This window comes from Larsenimonas salina, from assembly GCF_023736155.1.
Taxonomy (GTDB): Bacteria; Pseudomonadota; Gammaproteobacteria; order Pseudomonadales; family Halomonadaceae; genus Larsenimonas; species Larsenimonas salina.
This window is the reverse complement of the sequence record NZ_JAMLJJ010000001.1, coordinates 417,791-443,141: the sequence shown is the minus strand read 5'-3', so window position 1 is coordinate 443,141 and position 25,351 is coordinate 417,791. Positions and strand designations below refer to the sequence as shown.

General features: G+C 52.5%; 22 protein-coding genes, 1 tRNA gene and 1 riboswitch. Of the genes, 7 read left to right on the top strand and 16 right to left on the bottom strand.

Annotated features, from left to right (window positions below):
* Positions 1–80: 80 nt before the first annotated feature.
* From NAT23_RS02095 to galE, 5 genes are all read right to left on the bottom strand, one after another.
* The gene (locus NAT23_RS02095; protein ID WP_251589948.1) at positions 81–980 is read right to left on the bottom strand and encodes an OmpA family protein; all 900 of its coding nucleotides are present in this window, start codon (positions 978–980) and stop codon (positions 81–83) included.
* Positions 981–1,264: 284 nt separating this feature from the next.
* On the bottom strand, positions 1,265–1,753 hold the full coding sequence (locus tag NAT23_RS02090) for a DUF2489 domain-containing protein (RefSeq protein ID WP_251925022.1): 489 nt from the start codon (positions 1,751–1,753) through the stop codon (positions 1,265–1,267).
* Positions 1,750–2,901, bottom strand: a complete 1,152-nt coding sequence (locus tag NAT23_RS02085; RefSeq protein ID WP_251925020.1) for a glycosyltransferase family 4 protein — start codon at positions 2,899–2,901, stop codon at positions 1,750–1,752. The genes NAT23_RS02090 and NAT23_RS02085 overlap by 4 nt, the downstream gene beginning before the upstream one ends.
* An 11-nt stretch (positions 2,902–2,912) precedes the next feature.
* The gene (locus NAT23_RS02080; protein ID WP_251925018.1) at positions 2,913–4,259 is read right to left on the bottom strand and encodes a UDP-glucose dehydrogenase family protein; all 1,347 of its coding nucleotides are present in this window, start codon (positions 4,257–4,259) and stop codon (positions 2,913–2,915) included.
* Between the two features lie 86 nt (positions 4,260–4,345).
* The gene (gene galE, locus NAT23_RS02075) at positions 4,346–5,365 is read right to left on the bottom strand and encodes a UDP-glucose 4-epimerase GalE (protein WP_251925015.1); all 1,020 of its coding nucleotides are present in this window, start codon (positions 5,363–5,365) and stop codon (positions 4,346–4,348) included.
* Between the two features lie 164 nt (positions 5,366–5,529).
* On the opposite strand from galE, the gene NAT23_RS02070 reads away from it, so the two are divergent.
* On the top strand, positions 5,530–6,966 hold the full coding sequence (locus NAT23_RS02070; RefSeq protein ID WP_251925013.1) for an SLC13 family permease: 1,437 nt from the start codon (positions 5,530–5,532) through the stop codon (positions 6,964–6,966).
* An 87-nt stretch (positions 6,967–7,053) separates the two neighbouring features.
* Here the strand turns inward: NAT23_RS02070 and NAT23_RS02065 are convergent, their stop codons facing one another.
* Together NAT23_RS02065 and NAT23_RS14725 are read right to left on the bottom strand one after the other, a co-directional pair.
* Positions 7,054–8,307, bottom strand: a complete 1,254-nt coding sequence (locus NAT23_RS02065) for an O-antigen ligase family protein (protein ID WP_251925011.1) — start codon at positions 8,305–8,307, stop codon at positions 7,054–7,056.
* Between the two features lie 302 nt (positions 8,308–8,609).
* Positions 8,610–10,418 carry a methyl-accepting chemotaxis protein gene (locus NAT23_RS14725; protein WP_286009898.1) on the bottom strand — a complete coding sequence of 603 codons (1,809 nt, stop codon included), beginning with the start codon at positions 10,416–10,418 and terminating at the stop codon, positions 8,610–8,612.
* Positions 10,419–10,633: 215 nt separating this feature from the next.
* Here NAT23_RS14725 and guaD point away from each other — a divergent pair, with 215 nt between their 5' ends.
* On the top strand, positions 10,634–11,950 hold the full coding sequence (gene guaD, locus NAT23_RS02050; RefSeq protein WP_251925009.1) for a guanine deaminase: 1,317 nt from the start codon (positions 10,634–10,636) through the stop codon (positions 11,948–11,950).
* A 76-nt stretch (positions 11,951–12,026) separates the two neighbouring features.
* On the opposite strand, the gene NAT23_RS02045 is transcribed toward guaD, so the two are convergent.
* The 4 genes from NAT23_RS02045 to NAT23_RS02030 all read right to left on the bottom strand — a co-directional run bounded on the left by NAT23_RS02045 (position 12,027) and on the right by NAT23_RS02030 (position 16,318).
* Positions 12,027–13,484 (bottom strand): NAD-dependent succinate-semialdehyde dehydrogenase, encoded by a 1,458-nt coding sequence (locus NAT23_RS02045; protein ID WP_251925007.1) that lies wholly within the window; start codon positions 13,482–13,484, stop codon positions 12,027–12,029.
* A gap of 43 nt (positions 13,485–13,527) precedes the next feature.
* Positions 13,528–14,085, bottom strand: a complete 558-nt coding sequence (folE, locus tag NAT23_RS02040; protein WP_251925005.1) for a GTP cyclohydrolase I FolE — start codon at positions 14,083–14,085, stop codon at positions 13,528–13,530.
* A 99-nt stretch (positions 14,086–14,184) separates the two neighbouring features.
* Positions 14,185–15,321: a murein transglycosylase domain-containing protein gene (locus NAT23_RS02035; RefSeq protein WP_251925002.1), complete on the bottom strand. Its 1,137-nt coding sequence runs from the start codon at positions 15,319–15,321 to the stop codon at positions 14,185–14,187.
* Between the two features lie 22 nt (positions 15,322–15,343).
* Positions 15,344–16,318 carry a serine/threonine protein kinase gene (locus tag NAT23_RS02030; RefSeq protein ID WP_251925000.1) on the bottom strand — a complete coding sequence of 325 codons (975 nt, stop codon included), beginning with the start codon at positions 16,316–16,318 and terminating at the stop codon, positions 15,344–15,346.
* An 840-nt stretch (positions 16,319–17,158) separates the two neighbouring features.
* On the opposite strand from NAT23_RS02030, the gene NAT23_RS02025 reads away from it, so the two are divergent.
* The 3 genes from NAT23_RS02025 (at position 17,159) to NAT23_RS02015 (ending at position 18,820) form a co-directional block, all read left to right on the top strand.
* Positions 17,159–17,243: transfer RNA gene (locus tag NAT23_RS02025), tRNA-Leu, on the top strand.
* A gap of 533 nt (positions 17,244–17,776) precedes the next feature.
* Complete coding sequence (locus NAT23_RS02020) at positions 17,777–18,214, top strand: hypothetical protein (RefSeq protein ID WP_251924999.1); 438 nt, start codon at positions 17,777–17,779, stop codon at positions 18,212–18,214.
* Between the two features lie 273 nt (positions 18,215–18,487).
* Positions 18,488–18,820: a hypothetical protein gene (locus NAT23_RS02015; protein WP_251924997.1), complete on the top strand. Its 333-nt coding sequence runs from the start codon at positions 18,488–18,490 to the stop codon at positions 18,818–18,820.
* A 290-nt stretch (positions 18,821–19,110) separates the two neighbouring features.
* On the opposite strand, the gene flhC is transcribed toward NAT23_RS02015, so the two are convergent.
* The 5 genes from flhC to NAT23_RS01990 all read right to left on the bottom strand — a co-directional run bounded on the left by flhC (position 19,111) and on the right by NAT23_RS01990 (position 23,637).
* Positions 19,111–19,674 carry a flagellar transcriptional regulator FlhC gene (gene flhC / locus NAT23_RS02010; protein WP_251589930.1) on the bottom strand — a complete coding sequence of 188 codons (564 nt, stop codon included), beginning with the start codon at positions 19,672–19,674 and terminating at the stop codon, positions 19,111–19,113.
* The gene (gene flhD, locus NAT23_RS02005; RefSeq protein WP_251589929.1) at positions 19,667–20,014 is read right to left on the bottom strand and encodes a flagellar transcriptional regulator FlhD; all 348 of its coding nucleotides are present in this window, start codon (positions 20,012–20,014) and stop codon (positions 19,667–19,669) included. The genes flhC and flhD overlap by 8 nt, the downstream gene beginning before the upstream one ends.
* Before the next feature lie 476 nt (positions 20,015–20,490).
* Positions 20,491–20,844: a hypothetical protein gene (locus tag NAT23_RS02000; RefSeq protein WP_251924995.1), complete on the bottom strand. Its 354-nt coding sequence runs from the start codon at positions 20,842–20,844 to the stop codon at positions 20,491–20,493.
* A gap of 192 nt (positions 20,845–21,036) precedes the next feature.
* Entirely contained in the window at positions 21,037–22,743 is a 1,707-nt protein-coding gene (locus NAT23_RS01995) for a potassium/proton antiporter (protein WP_251924993.1), read from the bottom strand.
* A 27-nt stretch (positions 22,744–22,770) separates the two neighbouring features.
* On the bottom strand, positions 22,771–23,637 hold the full coding sequence (locus NAT23_RS01990; RefSeq protein ID WP_251924991.1) for a hypothetical protein: 867 nt from the start codon (positions 23,635–23,637) through the stop codon (positions 22,771–22,773).
* Positions 23,638–23,683: 46 nt separating this feature from the next.
* Positions 23,684–23,784, top strand: a riboswitch (TPP riboswitch).
* 20 nt (positions 23,785–23,804) lie between these two features.
* Here NAT23_RS01990 and NAT23_RS01985 point away from each other — a divergent pair.
* Together NAT23_RS01985 and NAT23_RS01980 are read left to right on the top strand one after the other, a co-directional pair.
* Positions 23,805–24,542, top strand: coding sequence for an ABC transporter ATP-binding protein (locus NAT23_RS01985; protein ID WP_251924989.1), 738 nt, complete (start codon positions 23,805–23,807; stop codon positions 24,540–24,542).
* Complete coding sequence (locus NAT23_RS01980) at positions 24,539–25,306, top strand: ABC transporter permease (RefSeq protein ID WP_251924987.1); 768 nt, start codon at positions 24,539–24,541, stop codon at positions 25,304–25,306. The genes NAT23_RS01985 and NAT23_RS01980 overlap by 4 nt, the downstream gene beginning before the upstream one ends.
* Positions 25,307–25,351 lie beyond the last annotated feature (45 nt).

Below are 25,351 nucleotides of genomic sequence, written 5' to 3'. Positions count from 1 at the left end.
TCAATGCTTTTTCTTAAACGTCCACTCAAAAATAAAAAAGCCCCGATAGACGGGGCTTTCTCGATCACAAAACTAAATACTTAGTTAAGTTGACCGGCATCACCGAGGGGACGCAGCTCGACACGACGGTTCTGAGCACGACCTTCTGCAGTGTTATTGGTTGCAACGAAGTTGCTTTCGCCCAGACCTTTGGTCTCGAGACGGCTGCTGTCAACGCCCTGGCTTACCAAATAGCTCTTGACGGAGTCAGCACGACGCTGAGAAAGATCTTTGTTGTAAGAGTCAGAGCCGACGGAGTCGGTATACCCTTCAACACGGACGCGAACGCTGTCGTTGGCATTCAGCTTCTCGGCAACGCCGTCGAGGATCTGTTCGGCACTGGAAGTCAGCTGAGCAGAATCGAACTTGAAGTTGACGTCATTGAGAACAACGTTTGCCGGGCAGCCAAGCGCATTGACTTTGGTGCCAGCTGGCGTGTTCGGGCACTGGTCCTGATAGTCAGGCACGCCATCGCCATCAGAGTCCAGCGGGCAACCTTTGGCGTCTACGCTAACACCGGCCGGAGTTCCCGGGCACTGATCCTGATAATCAGGCACGCCGTCGCTGTCGGAATCAAGCGGGCAGCCTTTGGCATCTACCGCTACGCCAGCAGGTGTGCCCGGGCACTCGTCACGATCGTCCGGCACGCCATCGTTGTCGGAATCCATGACTGTCGGCTCGTTGTTAGAGCACAACAGAGCACCAGTGGTTGCGCCTGCAACGCCGCCGATGGCACCACCGGTTTCTTCGTCATCATCGCCGCTTACGCTATAGCCGATACCACCACCGATCAGACCGCCGGCAAGACCGCAGACGAACGGAGTAGAGTACCAGGGCTGGTCGGATGAGCTGGAAGATGTCGCACCGCCCGAACTTGCACAGCCGGAAAGGCCGACAACAAGCGCCGAACCGAGCAGTAAGCCAGTCGCTGATTTATTCATTTAAAAACTCCTTCTTAGTACAACCTAGGCTAGCTTCATGTTAGCCGTGTTTTATGATGAAAGCAGGCGAGTTCGGCGCTCGGGGGTAAGCAATCCAACACCGCTCTCTCCGCCCCCACCTACCCCGTCAGAGTAGTCCACCTCTGGTAGGGATTACAAAGTGCCCCAACGCCTGACATGATGCAATAGTCGAACAGCGTTTTCAATCAAACTGTTCAAGAAGATAGCCTATAACATAAAGCAATAAAAGCCCGTGCACCCGGCTTAAAGTACATGATGTTTCTTCAATGGGCTTCATGTGCCATAACGGCACCGGCATGTCCCGCACTTAAGGTTTGTATATCAAACGCGGCAGCTCGAATATCGTTGCGATACTCACCGGCAAGCTCGAGCCGCTCCTTGTCTTCCTTCATTCGCTCCCGCGGCGTCAATTCCTGACGAGCGTCGTGCGTATGAAACCGCTGGGCCTTTTCACGGATATTCAAAAGCGGTTTCAGGGCGGGCCGCTCGAATAAGCCTGCATCGTAAATGTCCAAAATGACACAGCAACGCAAGACCCCTTCGATCAGGTCGACCTGATCGGCGATGACAGCCTGGGACAACACGTCGAGGTTGGCAAGGCACTGCTGCTTGGCCCGATCATGCTCGGCTTGGGCTTGTTTCTGGCGCCTACCCACTTCACCCCAGAGTTTTTTAGCGTACAAAGCGAGACCCAGCACGACGCCCACACCAATTATCAGCGCAAGAATCAAAACTGTGGAGGAGAGGTTCATTTAGAGCATGCCCCATGTGTAGAAGACAGAGCCTGAAAGGAGGTCATCAACTTCCGAGACTGTTTTTCATGCGCGAAATTCGTTGCAAGTTTCGCCATATCGTTTCCGATCTGCTGACGTTGAGTCGCAGATTGCAGAAAACCGTCAAGCTGGTCTGACCACCTGGTTTGATCATCCGGATCAATAACCAACTGCGGCCAGCGAGCGGCAATCAATTCGGCGCTGCCAACGTACTTTGAAAGGATTACAGGAGTACCACACGCCATTGCCTCAAGCGCAACGCGCCCGAATTCCTCTATATGAGCGGGCAACACGAAAACATCAAGCGCGCCATAAAGCGCTTGAACATCATCAATGGTCGTTTGCCAATATACGCGATCACCAATGCCAAGCGCAGAGGCCTGCTCCTTGAATGGTGTAGCGTCGTCTTTACCAACAACAAGAAAGCGCAGGTTATCGTGGCGCTTATCAAGCGTCGCAGCCAACTCGATAAACCCTTTGACGTTACGCTTGGCAAAATTTCCAGACGTTACCAGACCGATCAAGCACTCACCCTGGTTACAGCCGAAGCGCGCCCTCATTTCATCACGACGAAGACGGGCATTTTGGGGATTGAAGCGCGTAGCGTCATAGCCAGGATAACTTATTTCAATCCGCTCATCGCTGATGCCATAACGAGCCTTGAGGTCCTCTCCCATAAGACGGGAATTTACCGCCACCTTTTTAAAAAGTTGCCGGGTCAATACATGATCATGTATTGCCGCGACCTCATGGCGCGTGGGCAAGGAAGTGCCGTAAATCCGCTCGCTCGCCAGATGAACACAGTTGTGTAAATACACTATGTCGGGCGTTTCTACATCGCCGTGGCTTACCAGCAAGGCAGGAGAATGCTTTTTGACCCAGCGCTGGACACAGCGATTGAACCAGAAGCGTCGAATCGCACCCTTAAACGGAAAACGCCAGCAACGCACCCATTGTACGCCACTGGCATTAATCAATTCTGGCCGAGCCCGCTCGGCCAGAATCACGACTCGATACCCCAGTTCATGCAGTGCATGAGCCTGCTCGAAAGCGTTACGACTCGCTCCCGTGTTTTTTTCCACTTGCCGGATAGCAATCGCGGCAAGCGGTTTTTGAGATACCGTCATGGAACAAATGATTACTCGTTGGACATGGTAAGGGATTCACCACGGCCGATAGCGTAATACATAAGCCCGGCTTCGTGCACGGCGCTCGGTTCATACAGGTTACGGCCATCGATCAGCACCGGCAGGGAAAGCTGTTCCTTGAGCCATTTGAAGTCGAGCGTACGGAACTCTTTCCATTCGGTAACGATCACGAGCGCATCCGCACCGCGAACGGCCTGAATCCGATCCGCCACCAGCACGAGGTCATCACGCTCACCGTAGATACGGCGGCATTCTTTCATCGCTTCGGGGTCGTAGGCCTGAACCTTGCCCCCCGCGTCCCAGATCGCTTCCATCAGGGTGCGGCTCGGGGCTTCGCGCATGTCATCGGTGTTGGGTTTGAATGCCAGACCCCATACTGCAATGGTCTTGCCGGCGAGATCGCCATCAAACGCTGCGGACAGCTTACGGAACAACGTTGTTTTCTGACGGTAGTTGACCGTTTCGACAGCGTTTAGCAGTTCGGCTTCATAACCAACCTGAGACGCCGTGCGGGCCAGAGCCTGAACGTCTTTGGGGAAACAGGAACCGCCGTAACCACACCCCGGATAAATGAAGTGATATCCGATACGCGGGTCACTGCCGATACCACGACGTACGGCTTCGATGTCAGCACCCAGACGCTCAGCCAGATTGGCGATTTCGTTCATGAAACTTATCTTGGTTGCAAGCATGGCGTTCGCAGCATACTTGGTCAGCTCAGCGGCACGGATGTCCATGAACATCAGCTTGTCATGATTACGGTTATAAGGGCCGTAGCATTCACGCATCAGCTCCTTGACCTTGTCAGACTCGGTACCCACAACGATTCGCGCACCACGGGTGAAATCGTCGATGGCCGCCCCTTCCTTCAAGAATTCAGGGTTGGAGCAAACGTCGAAATCGATCTTGGAACCACGCGCATCCAGCGCCTTGGAGAGCGCCTGATGAACACGGTCAGCCGTGCCGACAGGTACTGTCGACTTATCGATAACGACGCGATAGTCGGTCATGTACTCACCGATCGTATTGGCAACCGCCAGAACATATTTAAGATCGGCGCTGCCATCTTCGTCCGGCGGCGTACCAACGGCGATGAACTGAAGCACACCGTGCTCAACAGCGGTTTTGGCATCCGTTGTGAAGCGCAGGCGACCCGCGGATACGTTGCGCTCGACCATCGGCGTCAGACCGGGCTCGAAAATCGGAATTTCGCCCTGCTCAAGTCGCGCGATCTTGTCGGCGTCCACGTCCATGCACATTACATCATGACCGACGTCTGCAAGGCAGGTGCCTGTCACGAGGCCGACGTATCCGGTACCAAAGACTGTAATTTTCAATGTATCTTCCTTTAAAACAACGATCCAAGACGAGCAGAGTCAAACGCCTGCTCATAGTTCTACGTTACAAGCGATTGCCCACGCGGTCAGTTAGAGTCCGACCCGTATCCGTGGGGATTATTATATTGCCAACGCCAGGTGTCGGCCATCATGGCCTCGATGCCCTTTTTCGCAGTCCAGCCAAGTTCGGTTTCGGCATACGCCGGATCAGCGTAACACTGAGCAATATCACCCGGACGACGAGGCTCGAGTTTATAAGGCACCTCGATCTCACTGGCCTTTTCGAAGGCCTTGACCACATCGAGAACGCTGTAGCCTTGACCGGTGCCCAAGTTGAAGGTGAATACCCCTTCGTTGCTTCCCAGATATTCGAGCGCCTTGAGATGGCCATCGGCCAAATCGACCACGTGGATATAGTCACGTACGCCCGTACCGTCGTGAGTCGCATAGTCACTTCCGAACACGGAAAGTCGCTCACGACGCCCTACGGCAACCTGACTGATAAAGGGAACAAGATTGTTGGGAATACCCTGCGGGTCTTCTCCGATCTGGCCACTTTCATGTGCACCAACCGGATTGAAATAACGCAGCAGGCAGACACGCCAGCTCGGATCGGCAACGGCGAGATCACGAAGAATCTCCTCAACCATCAATTTGGAACGTCCATATGGATTGGTAGCCGCCGTAGGAAAGTTTTCATTGATCGGTACGGTTTCCGGGTCGCCATAAACCGTTGCCGATGAGCTGAACACGATGCTCTTGACGCCCGCTCGCGCCATGGCACGACACAGCACAAGCGTGCCGTTGACGTTGTTATCGTAATACTTGATCGGTTTTTCAACGCTCTCACCTACGGCCTTGAGCCCCGCGAAATGAACAACCGACGTAATCTCATGCTGCTCGAAAATGCGATCAAGAAGCGCTTCGTTGCGAATGTCGCCTTCCATGAACGGCACGTCGCGCCCGACCAGATTGGCCACGCGTGACAACGCTTCTTCACTCGAGTTGGACAAATTATCCAACACCAGTACCTCATGCCCTGCATCCATCAGAGCAACAACCGTGTGCGAGCCGATGTAGCCCGCGCCTCCGGTCACTAGAATCATCGCACTTCTCCTATGAGCAACAGTGAAAACAGATACGGCCACCCGAGCGTAGCCGCCTTTTTATGCGGCCAATGAAAACACATTATACGAAGGGCTTATATGCCAAAGTGTTTCAGCGCGAAAAGATGCGCTGGCATATTACCGTTTTTTAAAAAGGACTCGATATGAGCACCCAGGAAACGTCAACCATGGCGCCACGCATCGGGTTAGTATTAGGCCTGATCTTTGCCATCAGCGTCTTGATCATTCCCGCTCCCAGCGATATTCCCCCTTCAGCCTGGCATTGTATCGGCCTTGCCCTGCTTATGGCGACGTGGTGGTCAACAGAAGCCATCCCGATCCCCGTGACCTCGCTCCTTCCGATCATATTGATCCCGGCCATGGGTATCGGTGACGTCAAGACCGCCACCGCTCCCTACGCCAATCCAATCATCTTTCTTTTTCTAGGCGGCTTTCTTTTAGGGTTGGCCATGCAGTACTGGAATCTACACAAGCGCCTGGCGCTTAAGATTCTATTGATGGTCGGTCAGTCACCGAAACGGCAGGTGGCCGGATTCATGCTGGCCACAGGCTTTATCAGCATGTGGGTTTCCAATACCGCGACGGCGATCATGATGTTGCCCATCGGCATGTCGGTGATCACCACGCTGACTGAGAAAAACACAGTCACCGACAATCGTTACGCCACGTCGCTTTTGCTGGCTATCGCCTATGCCGCAAGCATTGGCGGCGTCGCCACCCTGATCGGCACCCCGCCAAACGCACTGCTGGCAGGCTATCTTTCAAACGATCAGTCCATCGACATCGGTTTCGGTCAATGGATGGTGGTCGGACTACCGATTGCTTTGGTGATGATGCTTTTTGCCTGGTTCTGGCTTACGCGCGGACTCGGTAACGTTGAAAACGCCGACAGCAACGCGCTCTTTCGAGAAAAGCTCGATGAACTGGGCCCCATGAGCCACGCTGAAAAACGGGTCGCGATTGCCTTTGCACTGGCGGCCGGATTCTGGGTTTTCCGCCCGCTCTTGAATACCTACGGCTTACCCTGGCTTTCTGATACCGGTATCGCAATGATCATTGGGGTCGGGCTATTTCTGACTCCCTCGGGTCAGGAAGGTCAATCCAGGCTCATGAGCTGGGATAATGCAAGTGATCTGCCCTGGGGGGTTTTACTGCTGTTCGGCGGCGGGCTTTCACTTGCTGGCGCCGTCAAAAGTTCCGGGCTTGCCACCTGGATCGCCGAACACTTGGCTATATTCGGCAACCTGCCTTTACTGTTGCTGATCATGATCGTCGTCATGGTCATCATCTTCTTGACCGAAGTTACCTCAAACACGGCAACAGCCGCCGCGTTCTTGCCGCTTTTGGGCGCGCTTGCCGTATCGCTTGATCAATCACTGCTTTTGATCACCGTACCTGCAGCGCTTGCCGCCAGTTTCGCCTTCATGATGCCAGTTGCGACCCCACCAAACGCCATCGTATTTGCAACCGGAAAAATGAAGATAAAGTCCATGATTTCAGCAGGGTTTGCACTGAATATTGCCGGAATCTTCATCGTCACTCTGCTCAGCTATTTCCTGATTTTACTGGCATGGCAATAACCGCGTAACCACGCTCAAAAAAAGGGGCCAAAAGGCCCCTTTTTACTTAAAAACATGATTAGCTTAAACACGTGGGTGCTAGCTACTTCAGGCAGAAGTTTTCTCGCTCTCAAGGTTTCTTACCACACCCCAAAAATACATGATGCCTAATGAAAACAGCATAACGCCCGAGTTATGAGAAAACATGGACTGAGTCAGCGCAAAATCCATATAACACGCTGGAATCAAACCACCAGCCATGGCGTAGCACCGAATATTCCAATTTGATGGGTACGCACGAATCTTTTGATTAAAAAGACGCAACGGCACGATATAAAGAATCATAAGCAGGATAAACCCAATCGTTCCATATTCGCTCAGGTTAGTTAGATACTCATTATGAGCGTGCCCATAATGAACAGCTGCTTGATCAATGATCCCCTCGTCCGCCAGCACCTGTTTCTTGGCCTGAATGTCAAACTCACCAACCCCGAGAATGGGGGATTCTTTATAAAGATGAAGGGCTGCTTTCCACATTTCAAAGCGAAGCCCAACCGAGGTTCGAACACTTCCATCAGGCTCAACATAGTTTTCAATGTCTGATACGGCCTGGCCAATCCGATGAGATACGCCGGTCTGAGGTATCGCAATTACAGCCACCATTGTAGCCAAAAAAAATGCCGCGGCCTGCTTTACAAGCCGAACACCGATGACGTCGCGACTTTGCCAGAAGAGGTAGACAAGGCCGACAGGAATGGCCAGCCACCCTCCCCGCGAGCCCGACAAAATAGACACCAACAGCCCCGAAACACCTGCCAGAAACATTAAAACAGCATACGTATACTGTTTTTTGCCAATATAGAAAATGAATCCGGCAAAGCAGATCATGCCCAGCAGCACGCCGAAGTTTCCAAACATGATCGGATGCTGAAAGCCGTTAGCCCGAGCCTTGTCATCGATAAAGTGCTGATAGATTGCGACACCTACGCCCGAATACGTGCCAGCTGCGGCACCGAGCCATAACAAATGCCCTTTAAGAGCCACCGAACGGAGAAACAGGAAAATCAAGCAGACCAGAATGAACCTCGACGGCTTATCCAGCCCACTCCATTCAAACACGTGGTACGCTCGAAAAAACAAGAAACTAAGGCCATACAGAATAAACACCAGCAGCAGTTGCTTGTCCTCATGAGCGAGGTGCTGGCCGCGGTATACCCTGAACGCCCCCAACCCCAAAAAACTCCCCAGCAGCACTATTACAGCGCCGTAGCTATATCCGCCATCGATCGACAGCGTCAACGCAAGAGTTAAAAACATGCCCACTTGAGCAAAAAAGCTTAAAAAATGGCTGTTGCCTTTCATCGTTTTGGCGCCTTACCCACCGGATCATTGCCGGTGCATACTACCATCAGCATTAAACCCTCGCTGCTTTAAAAGCCCAAGATTTAAAGCCTTTATCATGAGAAAGCTGAGCATGGGAACCACCTAAACATAACTCCTAGTCGGCCTGAAACGCTCAAGCAAAGAATGTCCTGACTCATCGCGAGGAGAAATACCTTGAATGTGTCCGTTAAACGCAAAAAGGCCGTGTAGGGACCTTGGCACTCCATACACGGCAAGCGGGGAACCGATTAACCTCTTATTAACGACTCATTTCTTAACGATCAAAACGTTTCCCAATCATCATCACCACCCGCACTCGTCATGGCCGGTGCTTTTTTGGGGCCAGTGGACCGAGACGATGCAGGAGATGCTTTCGCTTTAGTGGGTGGCGCCTTTTGGGTACTGGCGGCATGGCCTGTTTTTCGAGCACTCATCGAGGGGGCTTGCGGCGCAAGCCGAGCATCGAGGCGCTGGTTTGCACCGGACGCACTGAGCTTGAAGAAACCGACCTCACGGCGTAGCTGATCAGCTTGCTCTTCAAGCGTACGGCTGGAGGCCGCCGCTTCTTCGACCAGCGCGGCATTCTGTTGCGTTCCCTGATCCATTTGAGAAACAGCCTGGTTGACCTGATCGATACCGGTCGACTGCTCCTGACTCGCATTGGAAATCTCGGCCACAATGTTGCTAACCTTTTTAACGCTTTCCACAATTTCGGTCAGTGTTTGACCGGAAAGCGTAACAAGCTGAGAGCCGGACTCCACTTTATGAACACTTTCCTCGACGAGGCCCGTAATTTCCTTGGCGGCCTTGGCGCTGCGTTGGGCAAGGTTGCGCACCTCGGAGGCAACCACAGCGAAGCCGCGCCCCTGCTCACCGGCACGCGCAGCCTCGACGGCTGCGTTCAAGGCAAGAAGATTGGTTTGAAACGCAATTTCATCAATCATTCCGACAATATCGGCGATCTTTTTACTCGACGCATTGATTTCGCTCATGGCCCGAACGGCCCGCTCTACTACTTCGCCCCCTTCTTGGGCTTGAGCACTCACCCCTGAGGCCAACTCATTGGCCTGAATCGCGTTTTCAGCGTTCTGGCGCACCGTCGAGGTCATTTGTTCCATGGACGCCGCGGTCTGTTCAAGGCTTGCCGCTTGCTCTTGTGTTCGACGGCTCAGATCATCATTGCCGGATGCGATTTCCCGGGCAGCCGAACTGACAGATTCGGAATTATCGTGCACTCGAGTTACCACAGAGGCCAGGCGCTGCTGCATTGCATTCAGCCCTCGCAGCATGTCGCCAAATTCATCGGTACGCTGCGTATCGATTGCATTATCAAGGCGCCCTTCCGCAATCGAGCCGGTAAGCTCTTGAGCGCGAGATAGCGGAGTAATGATGGAGCGAAGCGTCCAATAACCAACCGCGGCCGTAGAAATGCCCGCCAGAATCATCGCGAGCCAGATCAACCACTGTTCGGTTTGAGCGCGACTGGCCGCGGCTTCATAGAATGTTCTTGATTGCGTTTTTTGAAGGTCCAACAATTCGTCGCTGATGCCTCGGGTTGCCACGAACGCATCCCTGACCTCACTAACATAGGCATCGCGGGCGCGATCATAGTCGCCCCCCTTAATCGCCTGAAGCATGCGCGCCATGCCCGCTTCCATCTGGTCATAGGAATTGATGAACCGAATGGCCGTTTGACGCTCTTCTTCGGAGGAAATCATCGCAGGGTAATACGCAGCAAGGCTTGTGCTGAGCATCTCTTGTGGTTCCCCGATATTTCTCAAAACTTTGGCGGTCTCTTGGTCATCTCGAAGCGTTGTCGTACTCAGCGCTTGCCCACGTATTTCAGAAAGCTCGCTTTTAATGTTCCCAACCATCTGAGTTGAAAGCAGGTTTTGTTCATATACACGCTTCAAGTCCGTACTGGCTTCTTGAATGCCATAGGCTCCGAACGCACCGATACCTACAACCACCACCACCCCGCTACCGAATGCGCCGATGAGTCGGTAACGAACGCTTGCCAATCGATCAAGAATCGCCATGTTAGATTTCCCATCACCAAGAACGTTTATTAAACGCTTAAAGCCATCCAAGACTCGGCACCTAGCCGCTCACTTAAGCTTTATCGACAACAAGGTCTGGAAATGAAGAGTGAATGTAATGAAAAACGCATATGAAAAAACACGCCCAATGCTAGTGGGATAGACGCCCGGAAAAAGTTAGGCGCTTGGTGAAAGCCGGGTTGAACCCTAGACCGATAGGCATGACACTGCTCTGATTGCCGATACGTAGACCACCGACCAATGTTATGAACCACCAGCCAACACTTGCCCTTCGTGGCCCACTGCTAAGTTTTTCCGCCGATCCCGGAGTCGACGTCATCCCAAAAGACGACAGTGTTGTCTATCTTGAGGACGGTCTGTTATGGATCGAGCGAGGTCACATAAAACATGTTGGTGAGGCCGGTGCGCTTCTCTCTCACCTACCGGCCGATACAGCGCTTCATCACTACCCTGATAAGCTCATCATGCCGGGCTTTATCGATCCTCATGTGCATTTCAGCCAACTTGACATCATCGCATCGTTCGGTAAACAGCTGCTTGACTGGCTAAATGATTACACGTTTCCCGAAGAAGCCCGGTTTGCTGATCCTGCGTATGCCGAAGCACTGGCCGATGCATTTATTTCAGAAATGCTGAGATACGGGACTACCACAGCTCTAGCGTTTTGTACCAGCCACCCGAACTCGGTCGACGCTTTGTTCAAGGCGGCCTCTGCGCGCGGATGCCGAATGCTTGGTGGTAAGGTCATGATGGATCGACATGCACCTGCCGCGCTGACCGACACGCCAGAACGTGCAGAGCATGAAAGTCGCGCTCTGATCGAGCGCTGGCATGGCCAGGGGCGCCTTGAGTACGCCATCACACCGCGATTTGCGCCGACCTCCTCGCCGGAGCAGATGCACGTGGCCGGCACCCTTTCAAGGGACTATCCGGATCTCATCGTTCAAACGCACCTGAGCGAAAATACCCATGAAATTGCCTGGGTCAGCGATCTTTACCCAAGCGCACGGGATTATCTGGATGTTTACGACCGTGCAGGGCTGCTTAGAGATCGCTCCATTTTCGCTCACGCCATTCACATCGACGACAGTGTTCGTCAGCGTCTTCATAGTGCAGGCGGCCGGATTGCATTCTGTCCGACCTCCAATCTCTTTTTGGGCAGCGGGCTTTTTGATTTTAACGCGGCACGTGAGAGCAAGGTAACGCTTGGAATTGCAAGCGACATTGGCGCAGGTACCAGCCTGTCTCAATTACATACCTTGGCGGCAGCCTATCAGGTGTGTCAGCTTCAGGGAGTGTCCTATACCCCATGGCAAGGGTTTTATCAGGTAACGCATGGCAATGCGGCAATGCTGTCGCTTGATGACTGCATTGGGCAACTAAAACCTGGTTTTGAGGCCGATATCGTCATCCTCGACCCGAAGGGATCACCGGCACTTGCTCGCAAGGCAAGCCAAGCAACCACGTTATTTGAAATGCTGTTCAACTTGATGATACTGGGCGATGACCGCGCCATTCACGCCACTTATGTTCAGGGCAGAAAAATGGAGCTCGCGCCTTAATACAACGAAACGCCCCCCAAAGCGCACCATAAAAAAACCGGTCAAAGACCGGTTTTTTTAGCGCAAGACATAAAACTTAACTGATATTCAAGCAGAGATACTTGGTTTCAAGGTATTCATCAAGCCCATACTTGGACCCTTCTCGACCAAGCCCAGAGGCCTTGACGCCCCCAAACGGAGCAGCGGCATTGGAAATCAGGCCCTCATTGATGCCCACCATTCCATACTCGAGCTTTTCTGCCACCCGCCAGATACGACCGATGTCTCTGCTGTAGAAATAGGCAGCCAAGCCAAACTCGGTATCGTTTGCCATCTCAAGTGCCTCGCGCTCACTGTCGAAACCAAACACAGCGGCCAATGGTCCGAAGGTTTCTTCATGAGCGACCTTCATATCCTGAGTCGCGCCGCTGACCAATGTCGGTAGGTAAAAGCGCCCGCCTTTTGCGTGGCGCTGACCACCCAACAGAAGCTCTGCACCCTTGTCGACCGCGTCCTCAACATGTTCAGCCATCTTGCTCACCGCATCGTCATCGATCATCGGCCCGACAGTCACCCCGCTCTCAAACCCGTCACCGACCGCCAAATCGCTGTTCATGGCCGCCGCGAGCTTTTCACTGAAGGCATTGATGATGCTGTTTTGCACTAGAAACCGATTGGTGCAGACACAGGTTTGGCCGGCATTTCGAAACTTGGACGCCAACGCCCCTTGAACGGCTGCGTCCAGATCCGCATCCTCGAACACGATAAATGGCGCGTTGCCGCCCAATTCAAGCGAGATCTTTTGAATATTCTGCGCGGCATTGGCCATCAACGTACGGCCCACCTCGGTAGATCCTGTAAAAGTGATCTTTCGAACCTTGGGCGACTCCGTCAGTGCGCCCGCGATTTCCGATGCACTGCCTGGGAGAACATTGAAAACCCCCTTAGGCACGCCCGCACGCTCGGCAAGTACGGCAAGAGCCGTCGCGGAAAGCGGGGTCTGGCTTGCCGGCTTGACCACGATCGAGCACCCTGCAGCCAGCGCTGCCCCCGCCTTGCGTGTAATCATCGAGGAGGGGAAATTCCATGGAGTAATTGCCCCAACGACACCCACTGGCTGCTTGAGTACAACGATACGCTGGCCTGACTTGGCACCAGGAATGGTATCGCCATAGACCCTTCGAGCTTCTTCAGCGTACCAGCGCAAAAAGCTGGCCGCATAAGCGATCTCACCTTCGGCTTCCTTTACAGGCTTGCCCTGTTCAAACGTCATTAATCGCCCAAGATCAGCCTGATGCTCCATCATCAACTCATACCAGCGATAGAGGATATCGGCTCGTTCGAGTGCGGTTCGCTCAGACCAAGCTTCAAAAGCCGCATACGCAGCGTCGATGGCACGATCGGTCTCCTTGCGTCCCATTTTGGGCACTCGAGCGATAACCTCGCCGGTCGAGGGATTATCAATTTCGATCTGTTCACCGCTGTCGGCTGCGACCCAACTGCCATCAATAAAGGCAAACGGGCGAAACAATCCATTGTCTTGCAGCATAGTCATGGCGCTTCCATCCTGATCTCGGGTAATGCATTTAAAGGTACGGTTATTGATGACGTACCAGAGATAAAAATTCCTGCCGGGTTTCAATGTTACGACGGAACGAGCCAAGCATGACCGACGTGCTCATGCTCGAATTCTGTTTCTCGACCCCTCGCATCATCATGCACATGTGTTTCGCCTCGATAATGACCCCAACGCCCTTGGCGCCGGTCACCTGCCTGACGGCTTCAGCAATCTGACGTGTCAGGTTTTCCTGAATCTGCAGTCGGCGCGCATACATATCGACAATGCGAGCGAATTTCGAAAGCCCCAGCACCTTGCCATCCGGCAGATAACCGATGTGGCATTTACCTATGAACGGTAGCATATGATGCTCACACATCGAGTACAGCTCGATGTCCTTGACCAGGACGATCTCATCGGTGTCTGACGTAAATACCGCGTTATTAACCAGGGTTTCCAACGACTCATTATAGCCACGCGTTAAAAACTGCATGGCCTTGGCTGCGCGAGTGGGGGTATCACGTAACCCTTCTCGATCCGGGTCTTCGCCCAGACCCTTGATGATTTCCTGAAAGTGGTGGGAGAGCTCGTCACACATGGGCTGATTCAATCTCTTCGAAAGACAGGTTGGCCGCGGGCGCGGCGAAAGGCGCCTATGGTATCGCACCCTCATGCATTTCGCAGTTCGAGTTTAGCTCTAGACCAATGGCTTGAAGCGTTGATGGGCTTTTCCCACCTTCAAGACATATCGACGTGTTTCTCCGGCAGGGTGCCGTGTGCGCAGATGTTGATAGACAGCCTGTGCGCTGAGCGCGTTGATGCGCGCAAGAGCGCTCGAGCGCCCGCCACCGAATGCCTTGAATACGTTGCCGGCACCGCCGTTATAGGCTGCAATTACGCACCACCGGCGGCTTTTAGGATTGCGAATGCCTTTCAAATAAACCGTATCTAAAAGTGCCAGGTAGGCCGTTCCCGCATCGATGTTTTTTCGAGGATCGAATAAAAAGGTTTTCGAAGGCATACCGGTGCGCTTATAGACGCGATGAAACACGTCCTTGCCGGCCGTACGAGGAACGATTTGCATAAGCCCGAATGCGGGAATATGACTTACGGCGTAGGGATTAAAACTCGACTCGGTTGAGATAATGGCCATGATAAGAGCCGGATCTACCTTATGGTGTCGACTTGCCTTTTCGACCGAGGGCATGAATTGCTTGGCTCGAACGCCTAGATGGTTTTTAGATAACGGTATATTTACCTTAAGTACTTTTTTACCGTTCGCCTGTCGCTCGGTTTCAACCCTGTGCGTTGCAAGCCACTTAGCGTAGCGATCGGTCCGCCAGGCAAAACGTACGTTGCGCCCCTCCTGATCGACAACCTGACCCTTCAAAAGCCCCTGGATACCATCACGTTTTTTTCGACTCAATTGCCCCTGATCCACACTCGGATCATCGACTGGTGTCGAAAGCGTTCGCTTGATCAACTCAACAAGTGCGTCGGTTGATGCGTGCGTGTCAAGCGTTTCAATGATCACGGCGCCGTGCTCGAAATCGATTTCGGCTCGACTGCGGTAAGCCTGATCATAGGCAACCAGCCGCTTGGGTTGCGAAAGCTTTACCTCAGACCAATAGGCGCCCGCTTTGGATCGAACCGCCTCAAAGAGCGCGTCATAATCCGACAGAGATGTCTGAGCCTGACCACCCCACTCATCAAGAGTGGCCATTGCATCATTGAACTGCCGTTCGAGTGCCGGAAATTTTGCAAGCCACGTCGCGGACTCTTCTGACGTATCCGCTTTGCTCTCTCTCCAAGGCATCAGGGCAAGCGCCGTCATTCCAAGCAGAGCTTGCCGACGGTCAAGCGAGCCAGAGCGGATCGGATAAGGCATGACGCTGCTGTTCCAAGGCTTTCAGATGGTCGTCCCAATACGCTTCATTGCCCACCCAGTTAAAGGCCGCCGGAAAGGCCGGGTCGCTCCAGCGCTCTACAATCCAGGCGGCGTGGCGCACCATTCGTACCGCACGCAACCGCTCGACCCAATCAAGCTCGCGCCGATCAAAATCGAGGTGTTGCTCATACCCTTCTAATAGTTCAGAGAGCTGACCTTGAGCCTCTGACGCCTCTTTGGCCGTCAGCATCAGCCATAGATCCGTGATGGCCGGGCCGGTCCGAGCGTCATCAAAATCCACCAGGCCAAACTCATCCTCACGCCCGAGAATATTGCCGATATGACAGTCACCGTGCACCGGGAACATCGTCAATGATTCAAGCGGCCAAGACCGGGCCTGGCTGATCAATTCCGTAGTTAGTTTCTCGTAGACCTGCGCTTGCCGATGACTGAGAAATCCGCTTTCAAGAACCACGCTCGCCGCGTGCTCAAGCAGAGACAATGGCGCCCAAACCGGCCGCTCACTAAATGAGTACCCTCTGGAGGCATGGTGAAGTTTCCCGACAAGCTCACCCAGCGCAAATAGGTGATTTGGATTATCAAGCTCCGGGGCCTGACCGGGCAGCGCATTGAATATGGCGTAGTCGAAGTCTTCGTATCGATGAAGCACCTGACCGTTCGAAGCTTGCCAGGGGGTACCAACAGGCACCCCGCTTTGAGCCAGAAACTCGATAAACTGAAGCTCTTCGGCGCGTTGCGCGCTTGTCCAGCGGTCAGGACGATAGACCTTCAGTATAAATCGCCGGCGGTTTTCATCTTGAAAGTCGAACACGCGATTTTCGTAACTGTTGAGTGCGAAGGGGTCGCGATCAACCATGAACCCGAGTGTTTCAATCATGTCGATTGCACGTTCGGGGGAAAGGGTTTCAAAAGGATGTGTCATGGGGGCTCCCTGGATTGGCCTGCATGTTATCAAACTCACCTCCTTTCGGGGTTCGGGCAATCACAAGTGCTTTTACGCTGGTAGCCGTTTCCTGAAAACACGGAGTTGATAGCGCGGTCAGCGTCGCTCCAGTCGTCATCACATCATCGAAAATTACGATGTTTTGGCCTACGGCCGGTTCATCGAGTGTAAAAACGCGGGAGGAAAGTTGAAGACGCTGATGACGCGTTAATGTGCGCTGGGCAGGCGCCGAATGGGACTTAATGGCTCTCAGTAAGGGCCACCCCATCTTCCTGGAAAGCTTATTGGCAAGCCATGCAACAGGATCAAAACCACGCGCTCTTTGACGTGTGGGATGCGACGGCACTGGCAATAAGCGATTTTTAACGCCTAGGGAATGAAAGGATGCATGCTCAAGCAGTAACTGCAACAAAATGCGCCCCGCTCGAAAGTCGTGATGGTATTTAAAACGCGTGATGAGCCAGGCAAGGTCACCGCCATACTCAAACGGCGCGGTAACGCAAAAGGGTGTAACGGCTTTGACCAGGCATTGACCGCAATACTCTGTACCCAGTTCTGATAAGGGCAATGCACACTGGCTGCACGCGTGTCGATTAAAAGGAAGTGCGTCGTAACACATACGACACAGGCTTTGCCCTTTCATGGCAGAACACTGGCATCGCACGCATCTTATGTTGCACCAATTCAAGAAGACAGACATTACTCTCAATCTTTTGCCGACTAGATTCGCTTTAACGGCGGGAAAATTTATAGTTTAAGCAATGAAAACCAAGTGCTTGCATAGGCATACAAAATCGGTAGAATGCACATCGTCTTACCGCGGGAGTGGTGGAATTGGTAGACACGCTGGATTTAGGTTCCAGTGCCGCAAGGCGTGAGAGTTCGAGTCTCTCCTTCCGCACCATAGACATTCATTACCCTTCCTCGATATTCTTTCAAGCCCAGTAGCGGTGTCCCTCAGAAAGAATATGATGTATATTCTTACATAATCGTCCTCCCCCTTTTTTAGGTTTTCCGCGCTGTATGCTTGTCTATAAATGGCATACACGAACAGGAACGGCATACATCAAGCGATTACAAGCCAAGCACGCTGACGCATTTCCTCTTGAAGAATGAACCCTCTGGTGTTTATAACACTTCGTCCTCGCGCAAATTTGATCCAAAACCGTTTGAGGTCTTCATGCGCTCCGCTCTTGAGCCTCTAGATACAGTGCGACTTTTTATCGGACTCTTTCGAACTTTATCTCAGCGCCCGAACTAACGTGTCAGCTAAGCGCCTGCACTGACAAGCTGTAGGTGTAACGGTTCTTGTAACACTGCCCTTCCAGTGCTAAGCGCATCTAACACTTCCATGATGCCCCTTGCCAATCGGCATTTATCAAACGCGAGGTGACGCATGGACTATTCACGTATGCAGGCGCAATCAACGGCACTCATATGCCTCAATATACGGATCGAATCGGGGCTTTTGGGGCATCGATCATGTGGATGACGGGTAACGGAAATGAAGATGCAGAAGAAATGCAGTTTCGGCTAGCCCAAGTTGGCCTGCCTCAATCATCGAACTGGGTAACCGGCATGGCCGTTTCCGGCCGAACTGTCGAAGGTTACGTCAGCAAGTTAGACGACATGCTTGCCCCCATGAACGGCGCCAAAAAAGGGTTGGTCTTGGTTCACGGCCCTGGTAATTCAGTGAGTGAAAACGAGCCATACTCAGGAGCACGCGAGAAAATTAATCAAGGCATGCGAACCGTCTTGAAAGGAATCGAAGATAAGGGGCTGATACCGATTTACCTGGATTGTTTTATAGGCGTTCAGAATCGTCCAAACCTCGTGAAACCGCAGCATATAATCGAGAAATTTGCTGGCCATTGATCAAAGAGTTTTCTCCCTTGATTTGGGATTGGCAAAACGACCGACCCGCCTGGGATTTCTATGCGCTCACACGAATGCTGTCGCCCTGACTTCAAGATGACAATGTTCACCCCTCGATACCAATGAGGCGTGCAATCCGTACTTGGTGGGCAATGAAAATTGGGGAACTTATGCATTCGAGACCGCCAGCCAAAGCATCTGATTTCAAAGGGGAAAAAAATAATACTTTCCTTTAGCCCAGATCAAAAAAAGGCATTTACTGGCATCAACGCCATGATTGCAGGCAACGAGTCTGCCACGACGAACGGAAAGAATGGCGCCGCAGGTTGTTCTCGGATATTTACAACCGATGGCCATCCTCTGAATGGCATTTGGGCAACATCGATGGGGTATAGCGGCCATACCAACAAAGGCAGAAAGATCGAGTCAAACACTGAACAAGCCAGCATATTAAACCCGGCACTCGTTCAGGACGGATTGTACTCTGGCCACAATGAAGTGTTCGAAGCGCTGACCATCTACGGCTTGCCACAAGGCCTTTGTGGTACGCTAACCCTTATTGCAAGTAGAGCAGCAAACGACAGCATTCGAAAGGGAGATTTCTAGATTCAAGACCACGACTACGATAAACACAGTGTCGATGCAGCGCTTGATCCGCCCGAAGCCGTCAAAATGAGGTTTGAAGTAACAGGCGATAAATTGACGCTCTTGGGGCAAAAAGCTACTGGAAGCACCTTTTGCTATCTAAGTGGAGTGCAGCTCGAATTTAGCATTTGATGTACCAAATTCTGTTAATTAGTAAAAAAAGCCCTGTTGGAATATCCAACAGGGCTAACACAGCAAGGAATTTAGGTATGAATAATTCGACAACACCACAGTACTTACATGCATGTCCTTTATTGGTCGACTCCCTCTTGTTGCTGAAGACGTTTTTTCTCGGCAGCTTTCCTGGTTTTACCTGCACGAGACGGCGGCTGGCAGATCCCGCACACGAAGTTGTGTTCAATACTGTGCGCATGAGTCACGAATTTGCCGTCACAACGAGTGCATCGTGTTAATTGTAGAAGATCACTTTCGAAAAACCGGATCAGCGTCCAGGCACGGGTCAAACCCAGAACCGCTTCATCCTCTTCGAGCAATGACACTTGCTCCAGATACAGCTTATAACTCTTGATTAATGCATTAAGTCTGTCGCAATCGCCGTTTTCTTTAACGTATTGGTAGATATTGTAAAAGAGCGATGAATGAATGTTTGGCGACCATGTCACAAACCAATCTGCGGAAAACGGAAGCATGCCCTTGGGTGGAGATACGCCTCTAATTTCCTTGTACAATTTAATCAGGCGTCCTCGGCTCAGGTCGGTTTCCGACTCGAGAACCTGCAAGCGCGCGCCCAGCTCAATAAGTTCTATCGCGGTTTGTACCTGCTTGACTTCCCCTAGGACACTTTTCTCAGCCACGGCGCTTTCCTCCGCTCAGCACTTTCTCTGAAGCATCAGAGCGGCCTGCCAGCAAAATGGCTTCATGAGTCCGTTGAAGGTCATTTGTACGACCCTCGCCGGTCAGAGTGGTTAACGCTTCGGTGCTATCAAGTGCGAAATGACAAAGCAGCTGGCTAGAACTTGCAAGCTTTGCAAGCTCCGACACTGGAAGGTCGCTCAGCTTTTTCGCCATTTCGGGTTCAAGCTTGAGTCGAAACATGGCTTGATCACGGTCTTCGTTCAAAAGTCGCTGAACCAAAAGAAGATATGAAAGATTAACGTTACGAATATCTTCAAGCAGGCTAGAAGTCGGATTCATGATGATTTCCTCGAGTGTCGCCGTTAATGTATTTTTTTGTAATCTAATTCGCTAGATTTTCGCTGCAATGAAATCTTTTGTTACTTTGTGAGCACAGGTTACACATAGCACTAAAAGATTACAAACCTTTCTCCCTCCTTATCCGTCTTTTTTGTGAAAAAAATAGCTACCATAGACCTAAAAAAGATTGAATATAACTATAACCTTTTAGAAACAGCATCTTGAAGATAACCTTTCAACTCGAGACCTCATACATAAGATTAGTCTAAATATCGATGTAGCACAAAGATATTAACTAGACTAATACTTAAGAAGATGGATAATTACACTACCGATGAAGCCACTTGAATTCACCTGAGGCTTGTATTCACATGGTCGACATGTTCTGTTACCTAAAACACACAAACGCAGCGCAAAGAAAATAAAAAAAGCGCTTTAGTAAGCGCTTTAAAGGAGCCAGAGGAAATTCGAGGAAGCTATACCGAGGCCGATAGGGCATGCTCGGAATCCCATCGCACGTAAGCTGAATAGGCGTTGGAAAGGAAGAGTAGAATGTGTGAAAGCGTATTAGCGTTCTTGACCGTCAGGTCGTGGCAGAGGTTGTTAATATAGGCTTGCTCCGTCAAGCGCCCGCATTCAAGATCCGGCGCTATAAACGGGTAAACCATAAAGCGCACCAACACCTGATAATGATGCTTCATGTTGCCCTGCCACTTCAGCAGTTCGAAGAGCTCATCTGAAGAGGCACCGCCTGTCATTCCTTCGGCAACTAGACGCTCTGTTTCAAGCGTTGCCGTCCTGTATTTTCCCAAAAGCTCGATTAATGTCATGGCCGACTCCTGTCTATGTACTGCTTATGGTTCTAAGTCTACTCGCGCAGGCATAAACGCATAGGTTGAAAAAAGGAAGTTTACGAAGCTAATTAGCCAGCGAACTACAAAAAAAACCAAAAAGATACCCTATGTTACACAATAATTACGGCGCGATCACGCTTTATACGCATGCCAAAAAAGGATGATTTTTCACTGCAACCTAAGCCCGACTTTCGTAACTGCATTACCATCCACCTCATGCACCACCCAGTGAATGCCATGCCAGTCCACATCGTCACCAACAACCGGGTACCCACCCACACGACGTGCAATGAACGCTCCTAACGTTGACTCCTGCTCTCCAAGGCTCAATGTCAGACCATACGCACCGGCAATATCTTTCATCGGAGCATCACCTTCCATGATGAATGCGCCATAAAAATCTCTTGCAAGCTTGAGGCGTGCTTCGCCATCAAACATTTTATTGAGCGAAGAAACGTCTTCCGATCGTCCAATGGCACATACAAGATCGTTTTTTTCCAGCCGAGTACTGCCTTTCGGATGAATCATGGCATTACTTCGGAATACGGCCGCGAGCGACGTGCCGGAAGGAAACTTCAAGTAGCGCAGTGGCACGTCTTCCACACCACGGTTATCGATCTTGTACATCAACATCTCATAATCGTTTTCGGGAAAGACCCCCAGGGCCTTGCGACGAGACGGCGCCGATTTTGGCGGTACGATGACACGCATCCATTTTGCCATTGGCCCGATGCTCATGCCCTGGACCACCAACGACATGAGCACTACGACAAAGGCGACATTAAAATAGAGTGAGGCGTCTTCAACGCCACTGATCACCGGCAGGATCGCTAGCACGATCGGAACCGCGCCTCGTAGACCGACCCAGGAAATAAAAAACACTTCTCGCCAACGAAATCGAAAGAAAGGTTTCAGGCTTAGAATGACCGCGATCGGTCGCGCGCCAAAGATAAGCAGCACTGATACCGCGACCGAGGGCCAGAAATATGCCATAAGCTGGGTCGGGGTCACCAATAGACCGAGCACAAGAAACAAAACAATGAGACTGAGCCAGGCAAGCCCATCGTTGAACGGCACGATGTGCTCAATATGACGACCCTTAATGTTGCCAATCATCAAGCCCGCCAGGTAAATCGCCAGGAAACCACTGCCGTCAGTAAGGTTTGTCACGGCAAAGATTGCCAGTGCAAGCGCAAGTGTCAAAAGTGCGTATAAGCCAGAGGCAAGATCAAGCCATTTAAGTAAACGCCCGACACACCATCCGCCGCCAAGCCCAAACACCAACCCCCAGCCAAATTGTTGAACGAACAACAATAGACTGTCAGACACACCACTCACCTGGCCTGTCAGTGTCTGAGAGAAAGCCAGTGTCAGAAAAATGGCCATGGGGTCGTTGGTCCCCGATTCGATCTCAAGCGTTGCCCCGACGCGCTCATTGAGTGTGACGCCTTGACCCTTGAGCATCGAAAAAACGGCCGCCGCATCGGTCGAGCCAACGATAGAGCCCACCAACAGCCCTTGAATCCACGACAGGTCCAGAAGCCAGACCGCAGCAACCCCTACCAGACCGCTGGTAATGAACACGCCAAGCGTTGCCAGCGACAACGCAGGCTTCAATCCGACACGAAACGTCGACATCCGAGTTTGAAGACCGCCATCAAGCAGTATCATGGCAAGCGCCAACTGCCCAATAACGTACGCCTGTGAATAATCATCGAAATTGATACCCAGTAGGCCGTCTTCTCCTGCCATCATGCCGATGAATAAAAAAAGCAGCAGCAACGGCATGCCCACGCGCGCCGAAATTCGGCTCGCCAAGATGCTAAAGGCAACCAGTAACCCGGCAACCAGATAAATACTATTCAAATCACCCAAGGGGCATCCCCATATTCGATGAGTGGTTCAGAAATCCAGCCAGTTCGGCAGATCAATTACACATTGCCAATCATGTTCCCCAGTACTATTCATTGCCCATAACGCCGACCGACACCAGGCGCGCTGACATGGCGTCAACGAGTATACAGTTCGAAAATGCGCATTGAAGCGTGCATGCACCGAGGGTGACGAACACGCGAACACAAGCTCGATCATGGCCAGCGCAAACTCCAGAGGCGCAATCACACAGGCTTCCCAATCGACGCACCAAAGGCGCTCCGGCGTGTGAATGAACTGATCGCGGCGCGCATCGACCAGACAATATACGGCACCGGGCGTTTCCCCAAGCTCGGCACTGTCCGGCAACTGAGCAACGCTTGACGCCGGAACGTGTTCGTGGACATATGCGGTAAGCGCTTGAGGCCACGTCAATAACGGCCGCCGACACTCAGGCCTGGTTATACTGCCATACTCAAAGCGATTTAAGCCGTCGAATTGGGCCTGCGTTTTCAGCCATTCTCCAAGCCAGGCAGCCACTTGCGGAGCATCCGGTTCGCACCCATCGACCCAGGGCAGCGCCCAGACCGGGCGATGCTCAACTAGCCCTTTATAGTAAAGCTCGAGAAACCCGGAATGCGTTCGCGTAAGTCGCTCTCGAAGCTCAGGCATACAAGACGCGTCTTCCCATCGATCATGGCCAAAGAGTGTCGCCATCCCTTTCCAAAAGGGGTCTTCCACGGGCGATGTGCGTGCCACTTTGATCAACTGATTTGACATTGGCGCGCGCCATAACCAGTTCGCACTGTCACAAAACAGCAGTGGCAAAGGCGTCAGGGGCGCTTCAAGAAGCAACCGTTCAAGCTCAGCCGTCAGGCGCTCGGGAGGGAGATGCATTTTACCTCACATGCTAGCCAGCAATACGATGGACACGTTAGAGTACCAGAAAGGATTGGGGTGCCTTACGGCTGAGAGTGCACAGCGCACAACCCATCGAACCTGATCCGGATCATACCGGCGGAGGGATATCCCATGTATCTATTCATGCCAATTGGCTGTGCACCGTGACATCGACTCCTCTAGGGCTCACCGTTGAGGAGGCCAGCCTTGCCTACCAGGGCACCCCCCTTTTCAGAGACCTTTCTCTGAAGCTTGCCCCGAGCAGCTGGTGCTGTCTATTGGGTCGAAGCGGGTGTGGTAAAAGCTCGCTGCTTCGACTGGTCGCTGGCTTGAATGGCTCCAAGGACACGCAGGTGCGCCTGAGTGACCATGCAGGCCACGCACTCCCCGCTCAAGCGTTCGCCTGGATGGCTCAGCAGGACGCGCTCTTTCCCTGGCTCAGCGTGGTCGAGAACCTGCTGCTCGGAGACCGCCTTCAAGGTCGACCAAAAAATTCAGCCCGGCGAGCCGAAGCCATCGCATTGTTGGAAACCCTGAATCTGGCGGATAAAGCCGAAGCGCGCCCCTATACCCTCTCCGGCGGCCAGCGCCAACGCGTTGCACTGGCTCGAACCTTGATGCGCCCATCACCAATCGTTTTGATGGATGAGCCCTTCTCGGCCGTCGATGCCATTACCCGTTACGACCTGCACGAACTGGCCACGTCGCTTTTGTCGGATCGCACCGTTTTGATGGTAACCCACGACCCCGGTGAAGCCCTGCATTTAAGCGACCGCATTCTCGTGTTGAGCCCATCAGGGCGACTGGCCCCTTTCGACTGCGGTGGCCCGCCCAAGGCGCTCTCGCTTTCACAGCGAGCAGACGCTGAAAAAGAGCTCATCACCCTTTTAGGTCATCAATGAAAGACACTCGTTCACTGTCAAATGCAGCGTTTGCCCTACTGGCCGTACTGCTCTTGATATCAGGCTGGCAACTCATCGTCAGTATCACCGGTGTGCCTCGCTATATCCTTCCAAGCCCTGAGGCCGTCCTTGCCGCACTTGTCCGTTACTCATCGCTATTGTGGTCGCATGGACTCACCACCGGACTTGAAGTCGTGCTCGGATTCATCAGCGGAACGCTTTTGGGCATTACCACCGCACTAACGCTTGCCGCCTGGTACCCCGTGCGTCGACTGGTGCTGCCGCTACTGCTGGCCTCTCAGACCATTCCAATCTTTGCAATTGCGCCGATTTTGATGCTCTGGCTGGGTTATGGGCTTGCCTCGAAAGTAGTTATGGCCACACTCATCATCTATTTCCCGATCGCATCAACCTGCTACGACGGCCTTCGTCAGACGCCCTCTGCCTGGACGGATCTCGGCCAAACACTCGGCGCATCGAACGCCCAGCAGCTCTTTCGGATTCGCTTCCCGGCTGCCCTGCCATCACTCTGCTCAGGGCTTCGAATGGCCGCAACCGCGGCTCCCATCGGGGCGGTTATCGGCGAATGGGTCGGTTCAAGCCATGGGTTGGGCTACTTGATGCTTCAAGCCAACGGGCGCATGCAAACGGATCTTATGTTCGCCGCCCTATTCATTTTGATTGTCATTGCCGTTCTGCTTTACCAAGGCGTCGATTGGCTCTGTCGCTGGCTGGTGCCCTGGCAGAGCCTCAGTGAGCAATAAGGCACGCATACGACACACGTTCACCACACCCGATAAAGAGATGTG